At 59.5% G+C, this 16,189-nt stretch carries 16 protein-coding genes; all 16 read left to right on the top strand.

Features of this window, described 5'->3' with window-relative positions; translation table 11 throughout:
• Positions 1 to 102 precede the first annotated feature (102 nt).
• The 16 genes from CKW38_RS25330 to CKW38_RS25255 all read left to right on the top strand — a co-directional run bounded on the left by CKW38_RS25330 (position 103) and on the right by CKW38_RS25255 (position 16,173).
• Positions 103 to 954, top strand: a complete 852-nt coding sequence (locus tag CKW38_RS25330) for a flagellin domain-containing protein (RefSeq protein WP_007920059.1) — start codon at positions 103 to 105, stop codon at positions 952 to 954.
• A gap of 73 nt (positions 955 to 1,027) precedes the next feature.
• Positions 1,028 to 1,384, top strand: a complete 357-nt coding sequence (locus CKW38_RS25325) for a flagellar protein FlaG (protein WP_007920057.1) — start codon at positions 1,028 to 1,030, stop codon at positions 1,382 to 1,384.
• An 82-nt stretch (positions 1,385 to 1,466) separates the two neighbouring features.
• The gene (gene fliD, locus CKW38_RS25320) at positions 1,467 to 2,909 is read left to right on the top strand and encodes a flagellar filament capping protein FliD (protein WP_007920056.1); all 1,443 of its coding nucleotides are present in this window, start codon (positions 1,467 to 1,469) and stop codon (positions 2,907 to 2,909) included.
• Positions 2,910 to 3,038: 129 nt separating this feature from the next.
• On the top strand, positions 3,039 to 3,437 hold the full coding sequence (gene fliS / locus CKW38_RS25315; protein WP_007920055.1) for a flagellar export chaperone FliS: 399 nt from the start codon (positions 3,039 to 3,041) through the stop codon (positions 3,435 to 3,437).
• Positions 3,438 to 3,448: 11 nt separating this feature from the next.
• A complete protein-coding gene (locus CKW38_RS25310; RefSeq protein WP_095114152.1) occupies positions 3,449 to 3,745 on the top strand; it encodes a flagellar protein FliT in 297 nt (98 codons plus the stop codon).
• 172 nt (positions 3,746 to 3,917) lie between these two features.
• Positions 3,918 to 5,393, top strand: a complete 1,476-nt coding sequence (locus CKW38_RS25305) for a sigma-54 dependent transcriptional regulator (protein ID WP_007920053.1) — start codon at positions 3,918 to 3,920, stop codon at positions 5,391 to 5,393.
• Positions 5,394 to 5,518: 125 nt separating this feature from the next.
• Entirely contained in the window at positions 5,519 to 6,712 is a 1,194-nt protein-coding gene (locus tag CKW38_RS25300; protein ID WP_176472369.1) for a PAS domain-containing sensor histidine kinase, read from the top strand.
• A 5-nt stretch (positions 6,713 to 6,717) separates the two neighbouring features.
• Complete coding sequence (locus tag CKW38_RS25295) at positions 6,718 to 8,109, top strand: sigma-54 dependent transcriptional regulator (protein WP_007920046.1); 1,392 nt, start codon at positions 6,718 to 6,720, stop codon at positions 8,107 to 8,109.
• Between the two features lie 128 nt (positions 8,110 to 8,237).
• Entirely contained in the window at positions 8,238 to 8,567 is a 330-nt protein-coding gene (gene fliE / locus CKW38_RS25290; protein ID WP_007920044.1) for a flagellar hook-basal body complex protein FliE, read from the top strand.
• A 15-nt stretch (positions 8,568 to 8,582) separates the two neighbouring features.
• Complete coding sequence (gene fliF / locus CKW38_RS25285) at positions 8,583 to 10,370, top strand: flagellar basal-body MS-ring/collar protein FliF (RefSeq protein ID WP_007920043.1); 1,788 nt, start codon at positions 8,583 to 8,585, stop codon at positions 10,368 to 10,370.
• A complete protein-coding gene (gene fliG / locus CKW38_RS25280; RefSeq protein ID WP_007920042.1) occupies positions 10,363 to 11,382 on the top strand; it encodes a flagellar motor switch protein FliG in 1,020 nt (339 codons plus the stop codon). Before fliF ends, fliG begins: the two co-directional genes overlap by 8 nt.
• A 4-nt stretch (positions 11,383 to 11,386) precedes the next feature.
• The gene (gene fliH / locus CKW38_RS25275; protein WP_095114150.1) at positions 11,387 to 12,193 is read left to right on the top strand and encodes a flagellar assembly protein FliH; all 807 of its coding nucleotides are present in this window, start codon (positions 11,387 to 11,389) and stop codon (positions 12,191 to 12,193) included.
• Entirely contained in the window at positions 12,183 to 13,541 is a 1,359-nt protein-coding gene (gene fliI / locus CKW38_RS25270; protein ID WP_007920040.1) for a flagellar protein export ATPase FliI, read from the top strand. Before fliH ends, fliI begins: the two co-directional genes overlap by 11 nt.
• Positions 13,542 to 13,547: 6 nt before the next feature.
• Positions 13,548 to 14,000, top strand: coding sequence for a flagellar export protein FliJ (fliJ, locus tag CKW38_RS25265; RefSeq protein ID WP_095114149.1), 453 nt, complete (start codon positions 13,548 to 13,550; stop codon positions 13,998 to 14,000).
• A 158-nt stretch (positions 14,001 to 14,158) separates the two neighbouring features.
• A complete protein-coding gene (locus CKW38_RS25260; RefSeq protein WP_095114148.1) occupies positions 14,159 to 14,464 on the top strand; it encodes an STAS domain-containing protein in 306 nt (101 codons plus the stop codon).
• A gap of 5 nt (positions 14,465 to 14,469) precedes the next feature.
• On the top strand, positions 14,470 to 16,173 hold the full coding sequence (locus tag CKW38_RS25255; protein WP_007920036.1) for a fused response regulator/phosphatase: 1,704 nt from the start codon (positions 14,470 to 14,472) through the stop codon (positions 16,171 to 16,173).
• The last annotated feature ends 16 nt before the right edge of the window (positions 16,174 to 16,189 follow it).

Below are 16,189 nucleotides of genomic sequence, written 5' to 3'. Positions count from 1 at the left end.
CAACCTGCAATCCCGACGATAACTATTACGAAGGTTCTCTAGGCCATACCCGGCGGTTGCCAGGGCCGGAAGCCGCAGTACCCAACCAACGAGGAATTCGTCATGGCTTTAACAGTAAACACCAACACCACGTCGTTGAACGTTCAGAAAAACCTGAACCGCGCTTCCGACGCTCTGTCGACTTCGATGCAGCGCCTGTCTTCCGGCCTGAAAATCAACAGCGCTAAAGACGACGCCGCTGGCCTGCAGATCTCGAACCGTATGTCCTCGCAGATCCGTGGTAACACCCAAGCCATCCAGAACGCCAACGACGGTATCTCCGTTGCCCAGACTGCTGAAGGCGCTCTGCAAGCTACTACCGACATCCTGCAGCGTATGCGTGAACTGGCTGTTAAAGCACGTAACGGTACCAACGGCACTGCTGACCAGACCGCTACCAACGCTGAATTCGCTCAGATGTCCGACGAGATCACCCGTATCTCGGCTTCGACCAACCTGAATGGCAAAAACCTGCTGGACGGTTCGGCTGGTACTGTGACCCTGCAAGTAGGCGCAAACACCGGTTCGGCTAACCACATCGACCTGGTACTGAGCTCCAAGTTCGACGCAGTAAGCCTGTCGGTAGGTAGCGGTACTCTGTCCCTGACCGGTGCTACCGTAACTGGCGCTTCGCAGAACATCGACAACGCGATCACCGCGATCGACGCTGCCATCGCTGCCATCGGTGCAACTCGTGCCAGCTTGGGTGCTTCGCAAAACCGTCTGACCAGCACCATCCAGAACTTGCAGAACATCACCGAGAACACCACTGCTGCACAAGGTCGCGTACAAGATACCGACTTCGCCGCAGAGACTGCTAACCTGACCAAGCAGCAAACCCTGCAACAGGCTTCGACCTCTGTTCTGGCTCAAGCCAACCAACTGCCTTCCGCTGTACTGAAGCTGCTTCAGTAATTTCGGATCGAGTTTGGGCGGGGGGGTGCGCTGGTCGCGCTCTCTCGCCTTTTTACGTTAAGAGGTGATGGGCATGGACATGAGCGTAAAGCTTAACGTGTCTTATCCGGCTCCCAAGCCAGTAACGCCGGTTGCTGACAAACCGTCAGAGACGCCTAAAGTTGCCAAGACTGAAGCGCCGGTCGCTGCGAAGAGTCAGGATTCGGACGACGCCAAATTGAAACTGGCGGTGCAGGAGATCGAAAAGTTTGTACAGTCGATCAAGCGCAATCTGGAGTTTTCGATTGATGAACACTCCGGGAAGGTCATCGTCAAGGTGATCGCAAGCGAGACGGGTGAGGTCGTTCGACAGATTCCCTCCGCAGAAGCCCTCAAGCTGGCAGACAGCCTCGCCAATGCGAGTCACGTATTGTTTGACGCCAAAGTCTGATAGCTGGCATGAATTATGTTTGTCCGTTCTCAAGATGCGTGTAACGGTCAAAAGAATGGCAACAATCTGAAGGGAGATGCACATGGCAAGTCCAATTCTACCGGGTTCCGGACTGGGTTCCGGCCTGGACATCGGCGCGATCGTGACCGCGCTGGTAAACGCCGACAAGTCGCCGAAGCAGACGCAGATCGATTCTGCGACCAAAACCAACACCCTGAAGATTTCCGGTGTCGGTGCGCTGAAAAACGCATTGGCGGCCTACCAGAAGGCAATGACCGATCTGGGCAGTAAGACCAACCCTGCGTTTGCCGGTTACGCGGCGACCTCGGCTACCCCGACAACGCTGACCGCTACTTCCGATAACACGGCTGTTTCGGGCACATACAGTGTCGTGGTAAATAACTTGGCCACCGGCTCGAAAGTAGCCAGTGCATCCTTTGCCGGCGGCGCGGCCAGTGCCATTCCGAGTGGTACCCTGAAAATCAGTCAGAATGGCACTGATTACAATGTCGATATTCCGGCCAATGCCACCTTGCAGACTACCCGTGATGCCATCAACAAGGCGCAGGGTGTCAACGGTGTTTCCGCCAACATCGTGACCGACAGCTCGGGCGCTTCGCGTCTGGTGATCAGCTCCAACAAGACGGGCGCGGGCTCCGACCTGACGGTCAGTGGTATTGCCGGTCTGGAAATCGATGGCACCAAGGTCATGTCTGCGACCCCGGCCGCTGGTGACTCAGGGGCTGTGGGCGATATTGCCAAGGATGCGAAGCTGACCATTGATGGTCTTGCCGTTACCAGCAAGAGCAACACAGTGAGCGGCGCCATCAGTGGCTTGACCATGAACCTGGTGGAAGCCAGCCCCACTGCGGTCAAGGTCTCTGTCGATACCAACACCAAGGGCTTGCAGGCTTCGGTTCAGCAATTCGTCGACGCTTTCAACACGCTCAAGACCACCATCGATAGCCTGTCCAAGGCAACGCCGGACGAAGATGGCAAGTTGACGGTGCAGGCCGCGTTTACCGGTGATTCTCTGCCGCGGACGTTGATTGCGGACATTCGTGCCCAATTGACCACTTCGTCGCCTGGCGAGCTGGGTGTGCTGTCGCAGATCGGCGTCATGACTGATCGCGACACCGGTAAGCTGACGCTGGACGCGACGGCTTTCAACAAGGCCATGTCTCAGCCAGGCATGACTGGTCAGGTGCAGCAGCTGTTCTCCGGCACCGACGACAAAAACGGTCTGTTGGCGCGAATGAGCAAAGCGGTCGATCCGTACCTCAAAGCTTCTGCTGATGGTAAAACCACCAGCGGTCTGCTTGATCAGCGTATGACCATTCTGAACAACAACACCCGCAGCCTCACGTCGCAGCAGTTGGCGCTGGATCTGCGTGTCGCCAACCTGACCAAGACGCTGACGGCCAAGTACAACGCCATGGACTTGCTGGTAGGGCAGATGAAGGCTACGGCGAGCAACATCACGTCGTTCTTCAGCTCGCTGAACGCTCAGCAGTCCGCGAAGTAACAGGCAGGTACGACAAAAACCCGGCTACGCTTCATCGGCGTGCGCCGGGTTTTTGTCTTTTGATCTAAAGTTCTGTGATTCGTTGGCGATACACTGGTTATACGAGTCATTGTGGCAATGAGGTAGAACATGAATCCGATGTTAGCCCTTCGGCAGTATCAGAAAGTCGGCGCACACGCTCAGACATCCGAAGCGAGCCCGCACCGTCTGGTGCAAATGTTGATGGAAGGTGGACTGGCCCGTATCGCTCAGGCCAAAGGCGCCATCGAGCGCAAGGACATTCCAAGCAAATGCACTTCGATCAGCAAGGCGATTGGCATTGTCAGCGGTCTGCGTGAAGGCCTCGATCTGGAAAACAGTGCAGATACCCTGGCTGATCTGGATGGGCTGTATATCTACATGATGAAGCGCCTCGCCGAGGCGAACATCAGCAGCGACCCGCGCATTCTTGATGAGGTTGCCGGCTTGCTGAGCACGGTCAAGGAAGGCTGGGATGCTATTGCCCCCGTGCCTGCTCCGCAGTTCTGAAGGAGATCGTCATGAGTCTTGTATTGCAGCGAATCGCCGATACCCGTGAAGCGTTGGTTACTGCCCTCGCCGAACGCAATTGGGAAGCTATTGGCGAGCTGGATCTGGCTTGCCGTTCCTGCATGGAAGACGTCATGGCGGAGGCTGCGCTTGATGAAGTCGCGTTGCGCGACAACCTTGAGGAGTTGCTCCACGTCTACAAGGACCTTCTTGAGGTGGCCATGGGTGAGCGGCAAGCGATAGCCAACGAGATGTCGCAGATCACCCAAGCGCAAAAGGCGGCAAAGGTTTACCATCTGTTTGGTTAATTGCCCCCCAGTTAATCCAGGCATGTGCGCCATAAATTTGACTGTGCACGGTTTTTTGACTTAACTAGTGGCTGTTTTCAGATTTCAGGCGTCTACAGGCACATGGTGTCCTGCAAGCGTCTCGCTTGCCCCTAATTTCGGGCATTGAGTTGACTAGGGAAGTTGCTATTGCATGTGGCGTGAAACCAAAATTCTGCTGATCGATGACGATAGCGTCCGCCGCCGCGACCTGGCGGTGATTTTAAATTTTCTTGGCGAAGAAAATTTACCCTGCGGCAGCCATGACTGGCAGCAGGCAGTCGGCTCTTTGTCGTCTAGTCGTGAGGTCATTTGCGTACTGATCGGGACCGTTAATGCTCCTGGCGCGCTTTTGGGCTTGTTAAAGACACTCTCAACCTGGGATGAGTTCCTTCCGGTTTTGTTGATGGGCGATAATTCTTCCGTCGACCTGCCCGAAGACCAGCGTCGCCGCGTGCTTTCGACCCTCGAAATGCCGCCCAGCTACAGCAAATTGCTCGACTCCCTGCACCGTGCCCAGGTCTATCGCGAGATGTATGACCAGGCTCGCGAGCGCGGCCGTCATCGCGAACCCAATCTGTTCCGCAGCCTGGTCGGCACCAGCCGGGCGATCCAGCACGTGCGCCAGATGATGCAGCAAGTCGCCGACACCGACGCCAGTGTGCTGATCCTCGGCGAGTCCGGGACCGGCAAGGAAGTGGTCGCGCGCAACCTGCATTACCATTCCAAGCGTCGCGATGCGCCATTCGTGCCGGTCAACTGCGGGGCGATCCCGGCGGAGCTGCTCGAAAGCGAATTGTTCGGTCACGAGAAGGGCGCCTTCACCGGCGCGATCACCAGCCGTGCCGGCCGCTTCGAACTGGCCAACGGCGGTACGCTGTTCCTTGACGAAATCGGCGACATGCCGCTGCCGATGCAGGTCAAACTGCTGCGCGTCCTGCAGGAACGCACCTTCGAGCGCGTGGGCAGCAACAAGACCCAGAGCGTTGACGTGCGCATTATCGCGGCGACGCACAAGAACCTCGAAAGCATGATCGAGATCGGCACCTTCCGCGAAGACCTCTACTATCGCCTGAACGTGTTCCCGATCGAGATGGCGCCGCTGCGTGAGCGCGTCGAAGATATTCCGCTGCTGATGAACGAACTGATCTCGCGCATGGAGCACGAGAAGCGTGGTTCGATCCGCTTCAACTCGGCGGCGATCATGTCGCTGTGCCGTCACGGCTGGCCGGGCAACGTCCGCGAATTGGCCAACCTGGTGGAGCGCATGGCGATCATGCATCCGTACGGGGTGATCGGCGTGGTCGAACTGCCGAAAAAATTCCGCTACGTCGACGACGAAGACGAGCAAATGGTCGACAGCCTGCGCAGCGATCTCGAAGAGCGCGTGGCGATCAACGGCCATACGCCTGACTTCACCGCCAACGCCATGCTGCCGCCGGAAGGTCTGGACCTGAAGGACTACCTCGGTGGTCTGGAACAGGGCCTGATTCAACAGGCGCTGGACGATGCCAATGGCATTGTGGCGCGTGCCGCTGAGCGCCTGCGTATCCGTCGTACCACCCTGGTCGAGAAGATGCGCAAGTACGGCATGAGCCGCCGCGATGGAGATGAACAGGCGGAGGATTGACGCCTGTTTTTCAACTGCTTCATTTATAAGCAGTTTTTTTTAGGCACGGGTATTGCTACAGCCCTCGCAACGTTCCGTTTAACTGACGGTCAGCCAAGCGAGAAAGCACAATGCCCCAAGCCCAGATGTCTTCTGCCTCCAGTCCCGAGGGGCAGCCGTCCTCCGTAGAGCAGGCAAGCCGACAGGGCCTTGAGCAGGCATTCGAGCTGTTCAGCCAGATGTCCAGCCAGTTGGCGGACTCCTACAGCATGCTTGAAGCGCGGGTAACCGAGCTCAAGGGTGAGTTGGCGGTGGTCAGCGCCCAGCGCATGCAGGAGCTGGCGGAAAAAGAACGCTTGGCCAACCGTCTGCAAAACCTCCTTGATCTGTTGCCCGGTGGCGTAATCGTCATCGACGGTCACGGCAGGGTGCGCGAAGCCAACCCGGCCGCCATCGAACTGCTCGGCCTGCCGCTTGAGGGTGAGTTGTGGCGCCATGTGATTTCGCGCTGCTTCGCCCCGCGTGAAGACGACGGTCATGAAATTTCCCTGAAAAACGGTCGACGCCTGTCGATTGCCACCCGCTCGCTGGACGCCGAGCCGGGGCAATTGGTGCTGCTCAACGACCTGACAGAAACCCGCCATCTGCAAGATCAACTGGCGCGCCACGAGCGTTTGTCCTCGCTGGGGCGCATGGTCGCCTCGCTCGCGCATCAGATCCGCACGCCGCTGTCCGCCGCTTTGCTCTATGCCAGTCATTTGACTGAGCAGGAGTTGCCGGTCGCCACTCAGCAGCGCTTCGCCGGGCGCCTGAAAGAGCGTCTGCACGAGCTGGAGCACCAGGTGCGCGACATGCTGGTGTTCGCTCGCGGTGAGTTACCGCTGACCGATCGCCTCACCCCCAATGCCTTGATGCAGGCGCTGCAAGCGGCGGCGCTGACCCATGTGCAGGATCTGCCAATCCGCTGGCAGTGCGACAGCCATACCGGCGAACTGCTGTGTAATCGCGACACACTGGTCGGGGCGCTGTTGAATTTGATCGAAAATGCGATTCAGGCCAGTGCCAGCGACATCCGCCTTAAAGTCCATTGCTACACCCGCGACAACACGCTGCGCCTGAGCATAAGCGACAGTGGCAGCGGCATCGAGCCCGCGGTTCTGGCGCGGCTCGGCGAACCCTTTTTTACCACCAAAGTCACCGGCACCGGCCTGGGCCTGACCGTGGTCAAGGCTGTGGCCCGGGCACATCAGGGAGAATTGCACCTGCGTTCGCGAGTTGGGCGTGGCACGTGCGCGCAGGTGATCCTGCCGCTGTTTTCCGCTGTACAGGGAGCTGAGTGAAAGACATGGGCATCAAGGTTTTGCTGGTCGAGGATGACCGCTCGTTGCGCGAGGCGCTGGCCGATACGTTGTTGCTGGCCGGCCACGATTACCACGCGGTCGGTTGCGCTGAAGACGCGCTGACGGCAGTGTCGCGCGAGGCGTTCAGTCTGGTGGTCAGTGACGTCAACATGCCCGGCATGGATGGTCATCAATTGCTTGCCCTGTTGCGTGCTCGTCAGCCGCAATTACCCGTGTTGCTGATGACGGCTCACGGCGCGGTCGAACGTGCAGTCGATGCGATGCGTCAGGGTGCGGCGGATTATCTGGTCAAACCGTTCGAGCCCAAGGCTTTGCTCGATCTGGTGGCGCGGCATGCACTGGGCAATATTGGCGTGAGCGAAAGTGAAGGCCCTATCGCTGTCGAACCGGCCAGTGCGCAACTTCTCGAATTGGCCGCACGAGTGGCACGCAGCGATTCCACGGTGCTGATCTCCGGCGAATCCGGTACGGGTAAAGAAGTGCTGGCGCGCTACATTCACCAGCAATCCCACCGTGCCAGTCAGCCGTTCATTGCGATCAACTGCGCAGCGATCCCGGACAACATGCTCGAGGCGACGCTGTTCGGTCACGAGAAAGGCTCGTTCACCGGCGCCATCGCCGCGCAGGCCGGCAAGTTCGAGCAGGCTGACGGCGGCACGTTGCTGCTCGACGAAATTTCCGAAATGCCCCTTGGCCTGCAAGCCAAACTGCTGCGCGTGTTGCAGGAGCGCGAAGTCGAGCGCGTCGGTGCGCGTAAGCCGATCGCCCTGGATATTCGCGTGGTTGCCACCACTAACCGCGACTTGGCGGGCGAAGTGGCGGCGGGGCGTTTCCGTGAAGACCTCTATTACCGTTTGTCGGTTTTCCCACTGGCCTGGCGTCCACTTCGCGAGCGCACTGCCGATATCCTGCCGCTGGCCGAAAGGTTGCTGGCCAAACACGTCAATAAAATGAAGCACGCCGCAGCGAAACTCTCGCCTGACGCGCAAGCTTGCCTGATTGCGTATCCGTGGCCGGGTAATGTGCGTGAACTGGATAACGCCATTCAACGTGCGCTGATCTTGCAGCAGGGCGGTTTGATTCAGCCGCAGGATTTCTGTCTGGCAGGCCCCGTGACGTACACCGCAGTGCCTGTCGCCGCGCCGCTGACTGCGGTGATTCGCGAAGTGGAAATCGAAGCGGATTCGGCCGGTGCCCTGGGCGATGACCTGCGCCGCCGGGAGTTTCAGATGATCATCGACACCCTGCGCTCCGAGCGTGGACGCCGCAAGGAAGCGGCGGAAAAGCTCGGCATCAGCCCGCGCACCCTGCGCTACAAACTGGCACAAATGCGCGATGCCGGGATGGACGTCGAAGGTTATCTGTTCGCCACCTGAGCCGTGCTGCAAAACGTTGAAAACGCTTTTCTGAAAGGGCTGCCCATGAGCTGGCACCCTTGTTGCTAATACCTGTGTACCCGCCGAGTGAGTGTCAAAAAATTGCGGGCCGCCCAAGAGAGTAGACCATGAGCCAAGGTATTGAATTTAATCGGTTGATGACAGACATGAAGGCCATGAAGCTGGATGCCATGTCTGCGCCGAAATCGACGACCGCTGTCCCTGAGCTGGGAGGCAGCAGCTTTTCCGACATGCTCGGTCAGGCGATCAACAAGGTCAGCGATACCCAGACCGCGTCGACTCAGTTGGCCAATGCCTTTGAAGTGGGCAAGAGCGGCGTCGATCTGACGGACGTGATGATCGCTTCGCAAAAAGCCAGCGTGTCGTTCCAGGCTCTGACCCAGGTTCGCAACAAACTGGTTCAGGCTTATCAAGACATCATGCAGATGCCGGTTTAAGGACGAGATTGAGTCATGGCAGAAGCAGTCGCCGATAACGTTCCGGCCAAGGCCACCCCGATAGACGGCAAACCGCCGCTGTTCGGTCTGTCCTTCCTGGAAAACCTCTCCGAGATGACCATGCTGCGTCAGGTGGGCCTGTTGGTCGGCCTGGCTGCGAGCGTGGCGATTGGCTTTGCCGTGGTGCTGTGGTCGCAGCAGCCGGATTACCGTCCGTTGTACGGCAGCCTTGCCGGCATGGACGCCAAGCAGGTCATGGATACTCTGGCCGCCGCTGACATTCCTTACAACGTCGAGCCCAATTCCGGCGCCTTGCTGGTCAAGGCCGATGACTTGTCCCGTGCGCGGATGAAACTCGCTGCTGCTGGTGTCACTCCCAGCGACGGCAATATCGGTTTCGAAATCCTCGACAAGGAACAGGGTCTGGGCACCAGCCAGTTCATGGAAGCGACGCGTTATCGTCGCGGCCTCGAAGGTGAGCTGGCGCGGACCATTTCCAGCCTGAACAACGTCAAGGGTGCCCGTGTGCATCTGGCGATTCCGAAGAGTTCGGTGTTCGTCCGTGATGAGCGCAAGCCAAGTGCTTCGGTTCTGGTTGAACTGTACAGCGGTCGTTCGCTGGAGCCGGGTCAGGTGATTGCGATCATCAACCTGGTGGCGACCTCCGTTCCCGAGCTGAGCAAATCGCAGATCACCGTCGTCGACCAGAAGGGCACCTTGCTCTCTGATCAGGCGGAAAACTCTGAAATGACCATGGCCGGCAAGCAGTTCGATTACAGCCGCCGCATGGAAAGTATGCTCACCCAGCGTGTACACAACATTTTGCAGCCGGTTTTGGGCAATGATCGTTACAAGGCTGAAGTCTCGGCCGACATCGATTTCAATGCCGTCGAGTCGACTGCCGAGCAGTTCAACCCGGATCAGCCGGCGTTGCGCAGCGAGCAGTCGGTCAACGAGCAACGCACCGCCAGCAATGGCCCGCAAGGCGTGCCGGGTGCCCTGAGCAACCAGCCACCGTCGCCAGCCTCGGCGCCGCAAACTACCGGCGGCACCGCCGCGCCGGCCGCCATGGTCCAGCCTGGTCAGCCATTGGTTGACGCCAATGGTCAGCAGATCATGGACCCGGCCACCGGTCAGCCAATGCTCGCGCCGTACCCGGCCGACAAGCGTCAACAATCGACCAAGAACTTCGAACTTGACCGTTCCATCAGCCACACCAAACAGCAGCAGGGTCGCCTGAATCGTCTGTCGGTGTCGGTGGTGGTCGACGATCAGGTCAAGGTCAACGCGGCCAACGGCGAAACCACCCGTGCGCCGTGGAGCGCCGACGAATTGGCGCGCTTCACCCGTCTGGTCCAGGACGCCGTCGGTTTCGACGCCAGCCGTGGCGACAGTGTCAGCGTGATCAACATGCCGTTCTCCGCAGAGCGCGGCGAAGTGATTGCCGATATTCCGTTCTACTCCCAGCCATGGTTCTGGGACATCGTCAAACAAGTGCTGGGTGTGTTGTTCATCCTGGTGCTGGTGTTTGGTGTGCTGCGTCCGGTGCTTAACAACATCACCGGCGGCGGCAAAGGCAAGGAGCTGGCCGGTCTTGGCAGCGACGTGGAACTCGGTGGCATGGGCGGCCTGGACGGCGAACTTTCCAACGACCGCGTGAGCCTCGGTGGTCCGCAGAGCATTCTGTTGCCGAGCCCAAGTGAGGGTTATGACGCGCAACTGAATGCAATCAAGAGTCTGGTGGCCGAGGATCCGGGTCGCGTGGCTCAGGTCGTGAAAGAGTGGATTAACGCAGATGAGTGATAACCGAGCCGCAACCGTCAAACTGAACAAGGTCGACAAAGCCGCGATTCTGCTGCTGTCCCTGGGTTCGACCGATGCCGCACAAGTGCTGCGCCACATGGGCCCGAAAGAGGTTCAGCGCGTCGGCGTGGCCATGGCGCAGATGGGCAACGTCCATCGCGAGCAGGTCGAGCAGGTCATGAGCGAGTTCGTCGACATCGTCGGCGACCAGACCAGCCTCGGCGTCGGATCCGACGACTACGTGCGCAAAATGCTCACCCAGGCCCTGGGTGAAGACAAGGCCAACGGCCTGATCGACCGCATCCTGCTCGGTGGCAACACCAGTGGCCTCGACAGCCTGAAATGGATGGAGCCGCGCGCCGTTGCCGACGTGATCCGCTACGAACACCCGCAGATCCAGGCGATCGTGGTCGCGTACCTCGACCCGGATCAGGCCGGTGAAGTACTCGGCAACTTCGACCACAAAGTGCGTCTGGACATCATCCTGCGCGTCTCGTCGTTGAACACCGTACAGCCGGCGGCCCTGAAAGAGCTGAACCAGATTCTCGAGAAGCAGTTCTCCGGCAACTCGAATGCCTCGCGCACCACCCTGGGTGGCATCAAGCGTGCGGCGGACATCATGAACTTCCTCGACAGCTCGATCGAAGGCCAGCTCATGGACTCGATCCGCGAAGTCGACGAAGACCTGTCCGGTCAGATCGAAGACCTCATGTTCGTGTTCAACAACCTCGCCGATGTCGACGATCGTGGCATCCAGGCGTTGCTGCGCGAAGTGTCTTCCGACGTGCTGGTGCTGGCCCTCAAGGGTTCGGACGAAGGCGTCAAAGAGAAGATCTTCAAGAACATGTCCAAGCGTGCCGCCGAACTGTTGCGTGACGACCTCGAGGCCAAAGGCCCGGTGCGCGTCAGCGACGTCGAAACCGCACAGAAAGAAATCCTCACCATTGCCCGTCGTATGGCCGAAGCCGGCGAAATCGTACTCGGTGGTAAGGGTGGCGAGGAAATGATCTAAGCCCATGGACAAGCACGACGACGATGTGACGGATCTGATCCGCGCCCGCGATGTCCGTGGTTTCGAATCCTGGGCCATGCCCAGCTTCGACCCGCCGAAGCCGGAACCCGAGCCTGAGCCGGAGCCCGAACCGCCGGAAATGGAAGAAGTGCCGCTGGAAGAAGTCCAGCCACTGACCCTGGAAGAACTCGAAAGCATCCGTCAGGAGGCTTACAACGAAGGCTTTGGCATCGGCGAGAAAGAAGGTTTTCACAGTGCGACCCTCAAGGTGCGTCAGGAAGCGGAGGTTGCGCTGGCGGCAAAACTTGCCAGCCTTGAGCAGTTGATGGCGAACCTGTTCGAACCGATCGCCGAGCAAGACACGCAAATCGAGAAATCGCTGGTCGACCTCGTGCAACACATCACCAAACAGGTGATCAAGCGCGAACTGGCCATCGATTCCAGCCAGATCGAACACGTCATGCGCGACGCCCTCAAGCTGTTGCCGCTGGGCGTCGAGAATGTGCGCCTGTACGTCAATCCGCAGGACTTCGAACAGGCCAAGGCTTTGCGCGAACGTCATGAGGAAACCTGGCGCATCGTCGAAGATGAATCGCTATTGCCGGGCGGTTGCCGGGTTGAAACCGAGCACAGCCGCATCGATGCCAGCATCGAAACCCGCGTGATCCAGGTCATGGCGAAGTTGTTCGATCAATTGCACGAGCAGGCTTTGCATCCGGCTGAAGCGGATCTGAGTCTGGACATTCCAGAGGACGTAAAACCGGCGGCCACAGCTGAAGAGCCGCTCGCGGACGACCCCGATGCGCCTTGAACGCACCAGTTTCGCCAAGCGCCTGAGTACTTACGCTGAGGCCACCGAAATTGCCGGTGCGCCGATTCTTGAAGGTCGCCTGCTGCGCATGGTCGGCCTCACCCTCGAAGCCGAAGGCCTGCGCGCCGCCATGGGTACGCGCTGTCTGGTGATCAATGACGACAGCTATCACCCCTCCCAGGTGGAAGCGGAAGTCATGGGTTTCTCCGGCAGCAAAGTCTTTCTGATGCCGGTCGGCAGTGTCGCCGGCATCGCCCCGGGCGCCCGCGTAGTGCCGCTGGCTGATACCGGGCGCTTGCCGATGGGCATGAGCATGCTCGGTCGCGTCCTCGACGGTGCCGGGCGCGCACTGGACGGCAAAGGCGGCATGAAAGCCGAAGACTGGGTGCCGATGGACGGCCCGACAATCAATCCGCTCAACCGTGACCCGATCAGCGTGCCGCTGGACGTTGGCATCCGTTGCATCAACGGTTTGTTGACGGTCGGTCGTGGCCAGCGTCTGGGTCTGTTTGCCGGTACCGGTGTCGGTAAATCCGTATTGCTGGGCATGATGACCCGCTTCACCGAGGCTGACATTATCGTCGTCGGCCTGATCGGTGAGCGGGGGCGAGAAGTTAAGGAGTTCATCGAGCACAGCCTCGGTGAAGAAGGCCTCCAGCGCTCTGTGGTGGTTGCCTCGCCAGCAGACGATGCGCCGTTGATGCGCCTGCGCGCAGCGATGTATTGCACGCGCATCGCCGAATATTTCCGCGACAAGGGCAAGAACGTCCTGTTGCTGATGGATTCGCTGACCCGTTTCGCCCAGGCCCAGCGGGAAATCGCCCTGGCCATCGGCGAGCCGCCGGCGACCAAGGGGTATCCGCCGTCGGTGTTCGCCAAGTTGCCGAAACTCGTCGAGCGTGCCGGTAATGCGGAGAAGGGCGGTGGTTCGATTACCGCGTTCTACACCGTGTTGTCCGAAGGCGATGACCAGCAGGATCCGATTGCCGACTCGGCCCGAGGCGTACTCGACGGCCACATCGTGCTATCCCGGCGTCTGGCCGAGGAAGGTCACTATCCGGCCATCGACATCGAAGCGTCGATCAGCCGGGTCATGCCGGCGGTGGTCTCGCCGGAGCACATGCAACGCGCGCAATATTTCAAGCAGTTGTGGTCGCGCTATCAGCAGAGCCGCGATCTGATCAGTGTTGGCGCCTACGTTGCCGGCGGCGATCGCGAGACCGATCTGGCGATCTCCCTGCAACCGCAACTGGTTCGCTACCAGCGTCAGGGGCTGAACGACAAAATCAACATGGGTGAGAGCCAGGCTTACCTCGCAACCCTGTTTGCCCCAGCGGCGGGCGGCTAACCGCTCATGGCCGCCGTCAGTCGAGCCGCGCGTCTGGCGCCGGTGGTGGACATGGCCGAACAGGCCGAGAAAGCCGCCGTGCAACGCCTGGGCTATTTTCAGGGGCAGGTGAAAGTTGCGGAAAGCAAACTGGCCGACCTCAATGCCTTTCGTCTGGATTATTCCGAGCAATGGATCGTGCGCGGCAGTACCGGCGTGAGTGGGCAATGGCTGCTGGGTTTTCAGGGCTTTCTGGCGCAACTCGACACCGCCGTCGACCAGCAGCGCCAGAGTCTGGTCTGGCATCAGAACAAACTCGACAAGGCGCGTGAAGAATGGCAACAGGCGTTCGCCAAGGTCGAGGGGCTGCGTAAACTGGTGCAGCGTTATCGCGAAGAGGCGCAACGCCTTGAAGACAAACGTGAGCAGAAGCTGCTTGATGAACTGTCCCAGCGTTTGCCACGACAAAACCCCTTCTAAAACAAGATCAAGAGATCGCAGCCTTCGGCAGCTCCTACAAGGGATCGGTGTAGGAGCTGCCGAAGGCTGCGATCTCTTGATCTGGCTTCTAACCTTGCTGCAACCCTGTGCAGGTGCTAAACCTTGTACAGGTTCGTCAATGACAAGGAAGCCAGTTAATGTCAGTCGTTACAGAAGTCTCTCCGGATGGGAAAAAACTGACGATTTCGATCGAGGGGCGATTCGATTTTGGTCGGCATCAGGAGTTTCGCGAGTCCTATGAGCGACTCAATGCGAAGCCTGAGTCCATAGTGGTGGATCTGAAGAAGGCCACCTACCTCGACAGCTCCGCACTGGGCATGCTCCTCCTGTTGCGGGATCACGCCGGCGGTGACGAGTCGGACGTGCGTGTGGTCAACAGCAGCTCCGACGTGCGCAAGATCCTCGCCATCTCCAATTTCGACAAACTCTTCGACATCACTTGACGGCCATGCAGGCGCAAGAGCCGCTGACCCTCCTGATCGCTGAAGACAGCGCCGCCGATCGCCTGTTGCTGTCGACCATCGTCCGCCGCCAAGGCCATGAAGTCCTGACGGCGGCCAACGGTGCCGAAGCGGTCGACTTGTTTCGTCGCCAGCAACCCGACCTGGTACTGATGGACGCGATGATGCCGGTCATGGACGGCTTCGAAGCGGCGCGGCAGATCAAGGCGCTGGCGGGCGAGACGCTGGTGCCGATCATCTTCCTCACGTCGCTGACCGAAAGCGAAGCGCTGGCCCGTTGTCTGGAGGCCGGGGGTGACGACTTTCTGGCGAAGCCCTATAACCAAGTGATCCTCGCCGCCAAAATCAAGGCGATGGATCGCTTGCGGCGTTTGCAGGCAACCGTGCTGCAACAGCGCGACCTGATCGCCAAACACCACGATTACCTGCTCAATGAACAGCGCGTGGCCAAAGCGGTGTTCGACAAGGTTGCGCACTCCGGTTGCCTCAGCGCGCCGAACATTCGCTACCTGCAATCGCCCTATGCCTTGTTCAACGGCGACTTGCTGTTGGCGGCGTACACGCCGGCGGGCGACATGCATGTGCTGTTGGGCGATTTTACCGGTCATGGCCTGCCGGCAGCGGTCGGGGCGATGCCTTTGGCCGAGGTGTTCTACGGAATGACCGCCAAGGGCTATGGCCTGGCCGAAACCCTGCGCGAGATGAATGCCAAGCTCAAACGCATTCTGCCGGTCGACATGTTCTGTTGCGCCACGCTGTTGTGTCTGAGCTTTCAGCGGCGTTCGGTCGAAGTGTGGAATGGCGGCATGCCTGACGGTTATCTGCATCGGATTGCTACTGGCGAGCGTGTACCACTGGCCGCACGGCACTTGCCGCTGGGGGTGCTGAGTGCGCAGGCGTTCGATGACCGTACGGAAGTGCATCCGATGGCCGTCGGCGATCGGGTGTTTCTGTTGTCCGACGGGGTGATCGACACCAGTGACGCCAGTGATCAACTGTTCGGTGTCGAGCGTTTGCAGCAGGTGTTCGCCGCCAACCGCGAGCCGGATCGCTTGTTCGAGGATATCGAGCAGGCACTGCGGGATTTTCGCGGCGAGGCGCGCGACGATGTCAGCATGGTCGAGGTCAGCCTGCTGGAGCCGGCGCAGGTCAAGCCGTCGGCGCCGGTGTATTCCGACAGCGGCCAATCCTGTCCGCTGGACTGGTCGGTGAGTTTCGAATTCCGTGGCGCCACGCTCAAGCGCTTCAATCCCTTGCCGTATCTGTTGCAGTTGCTGCTTGAGGTGCATGGGCTGCGGGCGCAAAGTGGTGCTTTGTACAGCGTGCTGGCCGAGTTGTATTCCAATGCGCTGGAGCATGGCGTGCTCGGTCTGGATTCCAGTCTCAAGCGCGATGCGGCGGGGTTCGCTCGTTACTACCAGCAGCGCAATGATCGGCTGGAGTCACTGCAGGACGGTTTCGTGCGCGTGCATTTGCAGGTGCAGCCACACGGCGAGGGCGGCCGACTGATCATTCGTGTTGAAGACAGCGGCAAGGGCTTTGATGTGGCGCGGGTCATGGAGCGGCCGCTGGACGGTGTCCGTTTGTCGGGGCGCGGCGTCAGTCTGGTCCGGCAATTGGGGCGTAATGCCAGTTGGTCGGACGAAGGTCGTAGTGCTCGCGTGGAGTTTTCCTGGGAGGTTGAGGCATAATCCGCGCAATTCTTGA

Origin of the sequence: Pseudomonas sp. Irchel 3H7, assembly GCF_900187605.1 — a bacterium.
Classification (GTDB): domain Bacteria; phylum Pseudomonadota; class Gammaproteobacteria; order Pseudomonadales; family Pseudomonadaceae; genus Aquipseudomonas.
This window is presented reverse-complemented; position numbering and strand designations above follow the sequence as displayed.

Excerpts from the sequence above, each read along its gene's own strand:
- CKW38_RS25330 (WP_007920059.1), top strand. The coding sequence starts at position 103 with ATGGCTTTAACAGTAAACACCAACACCACGTCGTTGAACGTTCAGAAA.
- CKW38_RS25325 (WP_007920057.1), top strand. The coding sequence starts at position 1,028 with ATGGACATGAGCGTAAAGCTTAACGTGTCTTATCCGGCTCCCAAGCCA.
- fliD (WP_007920056.1), top strand. The coding sequence starts at position 1,467 with ATGGCAAGTCCAATTCTACCGGGTTCCGGACTGGGTTCCGGCCTGGAC.
- fliS (WP_007920055.1), top strand. The coding sequence starts at position 3,039 with ATGAATCCGATGTTAGCCCTTCGGCAGTATCAGAAAGTCGGCGCACAC.
- CKW38_RS25310 (WP_095114152.1), top strand. The coding sequence starts at position 3,449 with ATGAGTCTTGTATTGCAGCGAATCGCCGATACCCGTGAAGCGTTGGTT.
- CKW38_RS25305 (WP_007920053.1), top strand. The coding sequence starts at position 3,918 with ATGTGGCGTGAAACCAAAATTCTGCTGATCGATGACGATAGCGTCCGC.
- CKW38_RS25300 (WP_176472369.1), top strand. The coding sequence starts at position 5,519 with ATGTCTTCTGCCTCCAGTCCCGAGGGGCAGCCGTCCTCCGTAGAGCAG.
- CKW38_RS25295 (WP_007920046.1), top strand. The coding sequence starts at position 6,718 with ATGGGCATCAAGGTTTTGCTGGTCGAGGATGACCGCTCGTTGCGCGAG.
- fliE (WP_007920044.1), top strand. The coding sequence starts at position 8,238 with ATGAGCCAAGGTATTGAATTTAATCGGTTGATGACAGACATGAAGGCC.
- fliF (WP_007920043.1), top strand. The coding sequence starts at position 8,583 with ATGGCAGAAGCAGTCGCCGATAACGTTCCGGCCAAGGCCACCCCGATA.
- fliG (WP_007920042.1), top strand. The coding sequence starts at position 10,363 with ATGAGTGATAACCGAGCCGCAACCGTCAAACTGAACAAGGTCGACAAA.
- fliH (WP_095114150.1), top strand. The coding sequence starts at position 11,387 with ATGGACAAGCACGACGACGATGTGACGGATCTGATCCGCGCCCGCGAT.
- fliI (WP_007920040.1), top strand. The coding sequence starts at position 12,183 with ATGCGCCTTGAACGCACCAGTTTCGCCAAGCGCCTGAGTACTTACGCT.
- fliJ (WP_095114149.1), top strand. The coding sequence starts at position 13,548 with ATGGCCGCCGTCAGTCGAGCCGCGCGTCTGGCGCCGGTGGTGGACATG.
- CKW38_RS25260 (WP_095114148.1), top strand. The coding sequence starts at position 14,159 with ATGTCAGTCGTTACAGAAGTCTCTCCGGATGGGAAAAAACTGACGATT.
- CKW38_RS25255 (WP_007920036.1), top strand. The coding sequence starts at position 14,470 with ATGCAGGCGCAAGAGCCGCTGACCCTCCTGATCGCTGAAGACAGCGCC.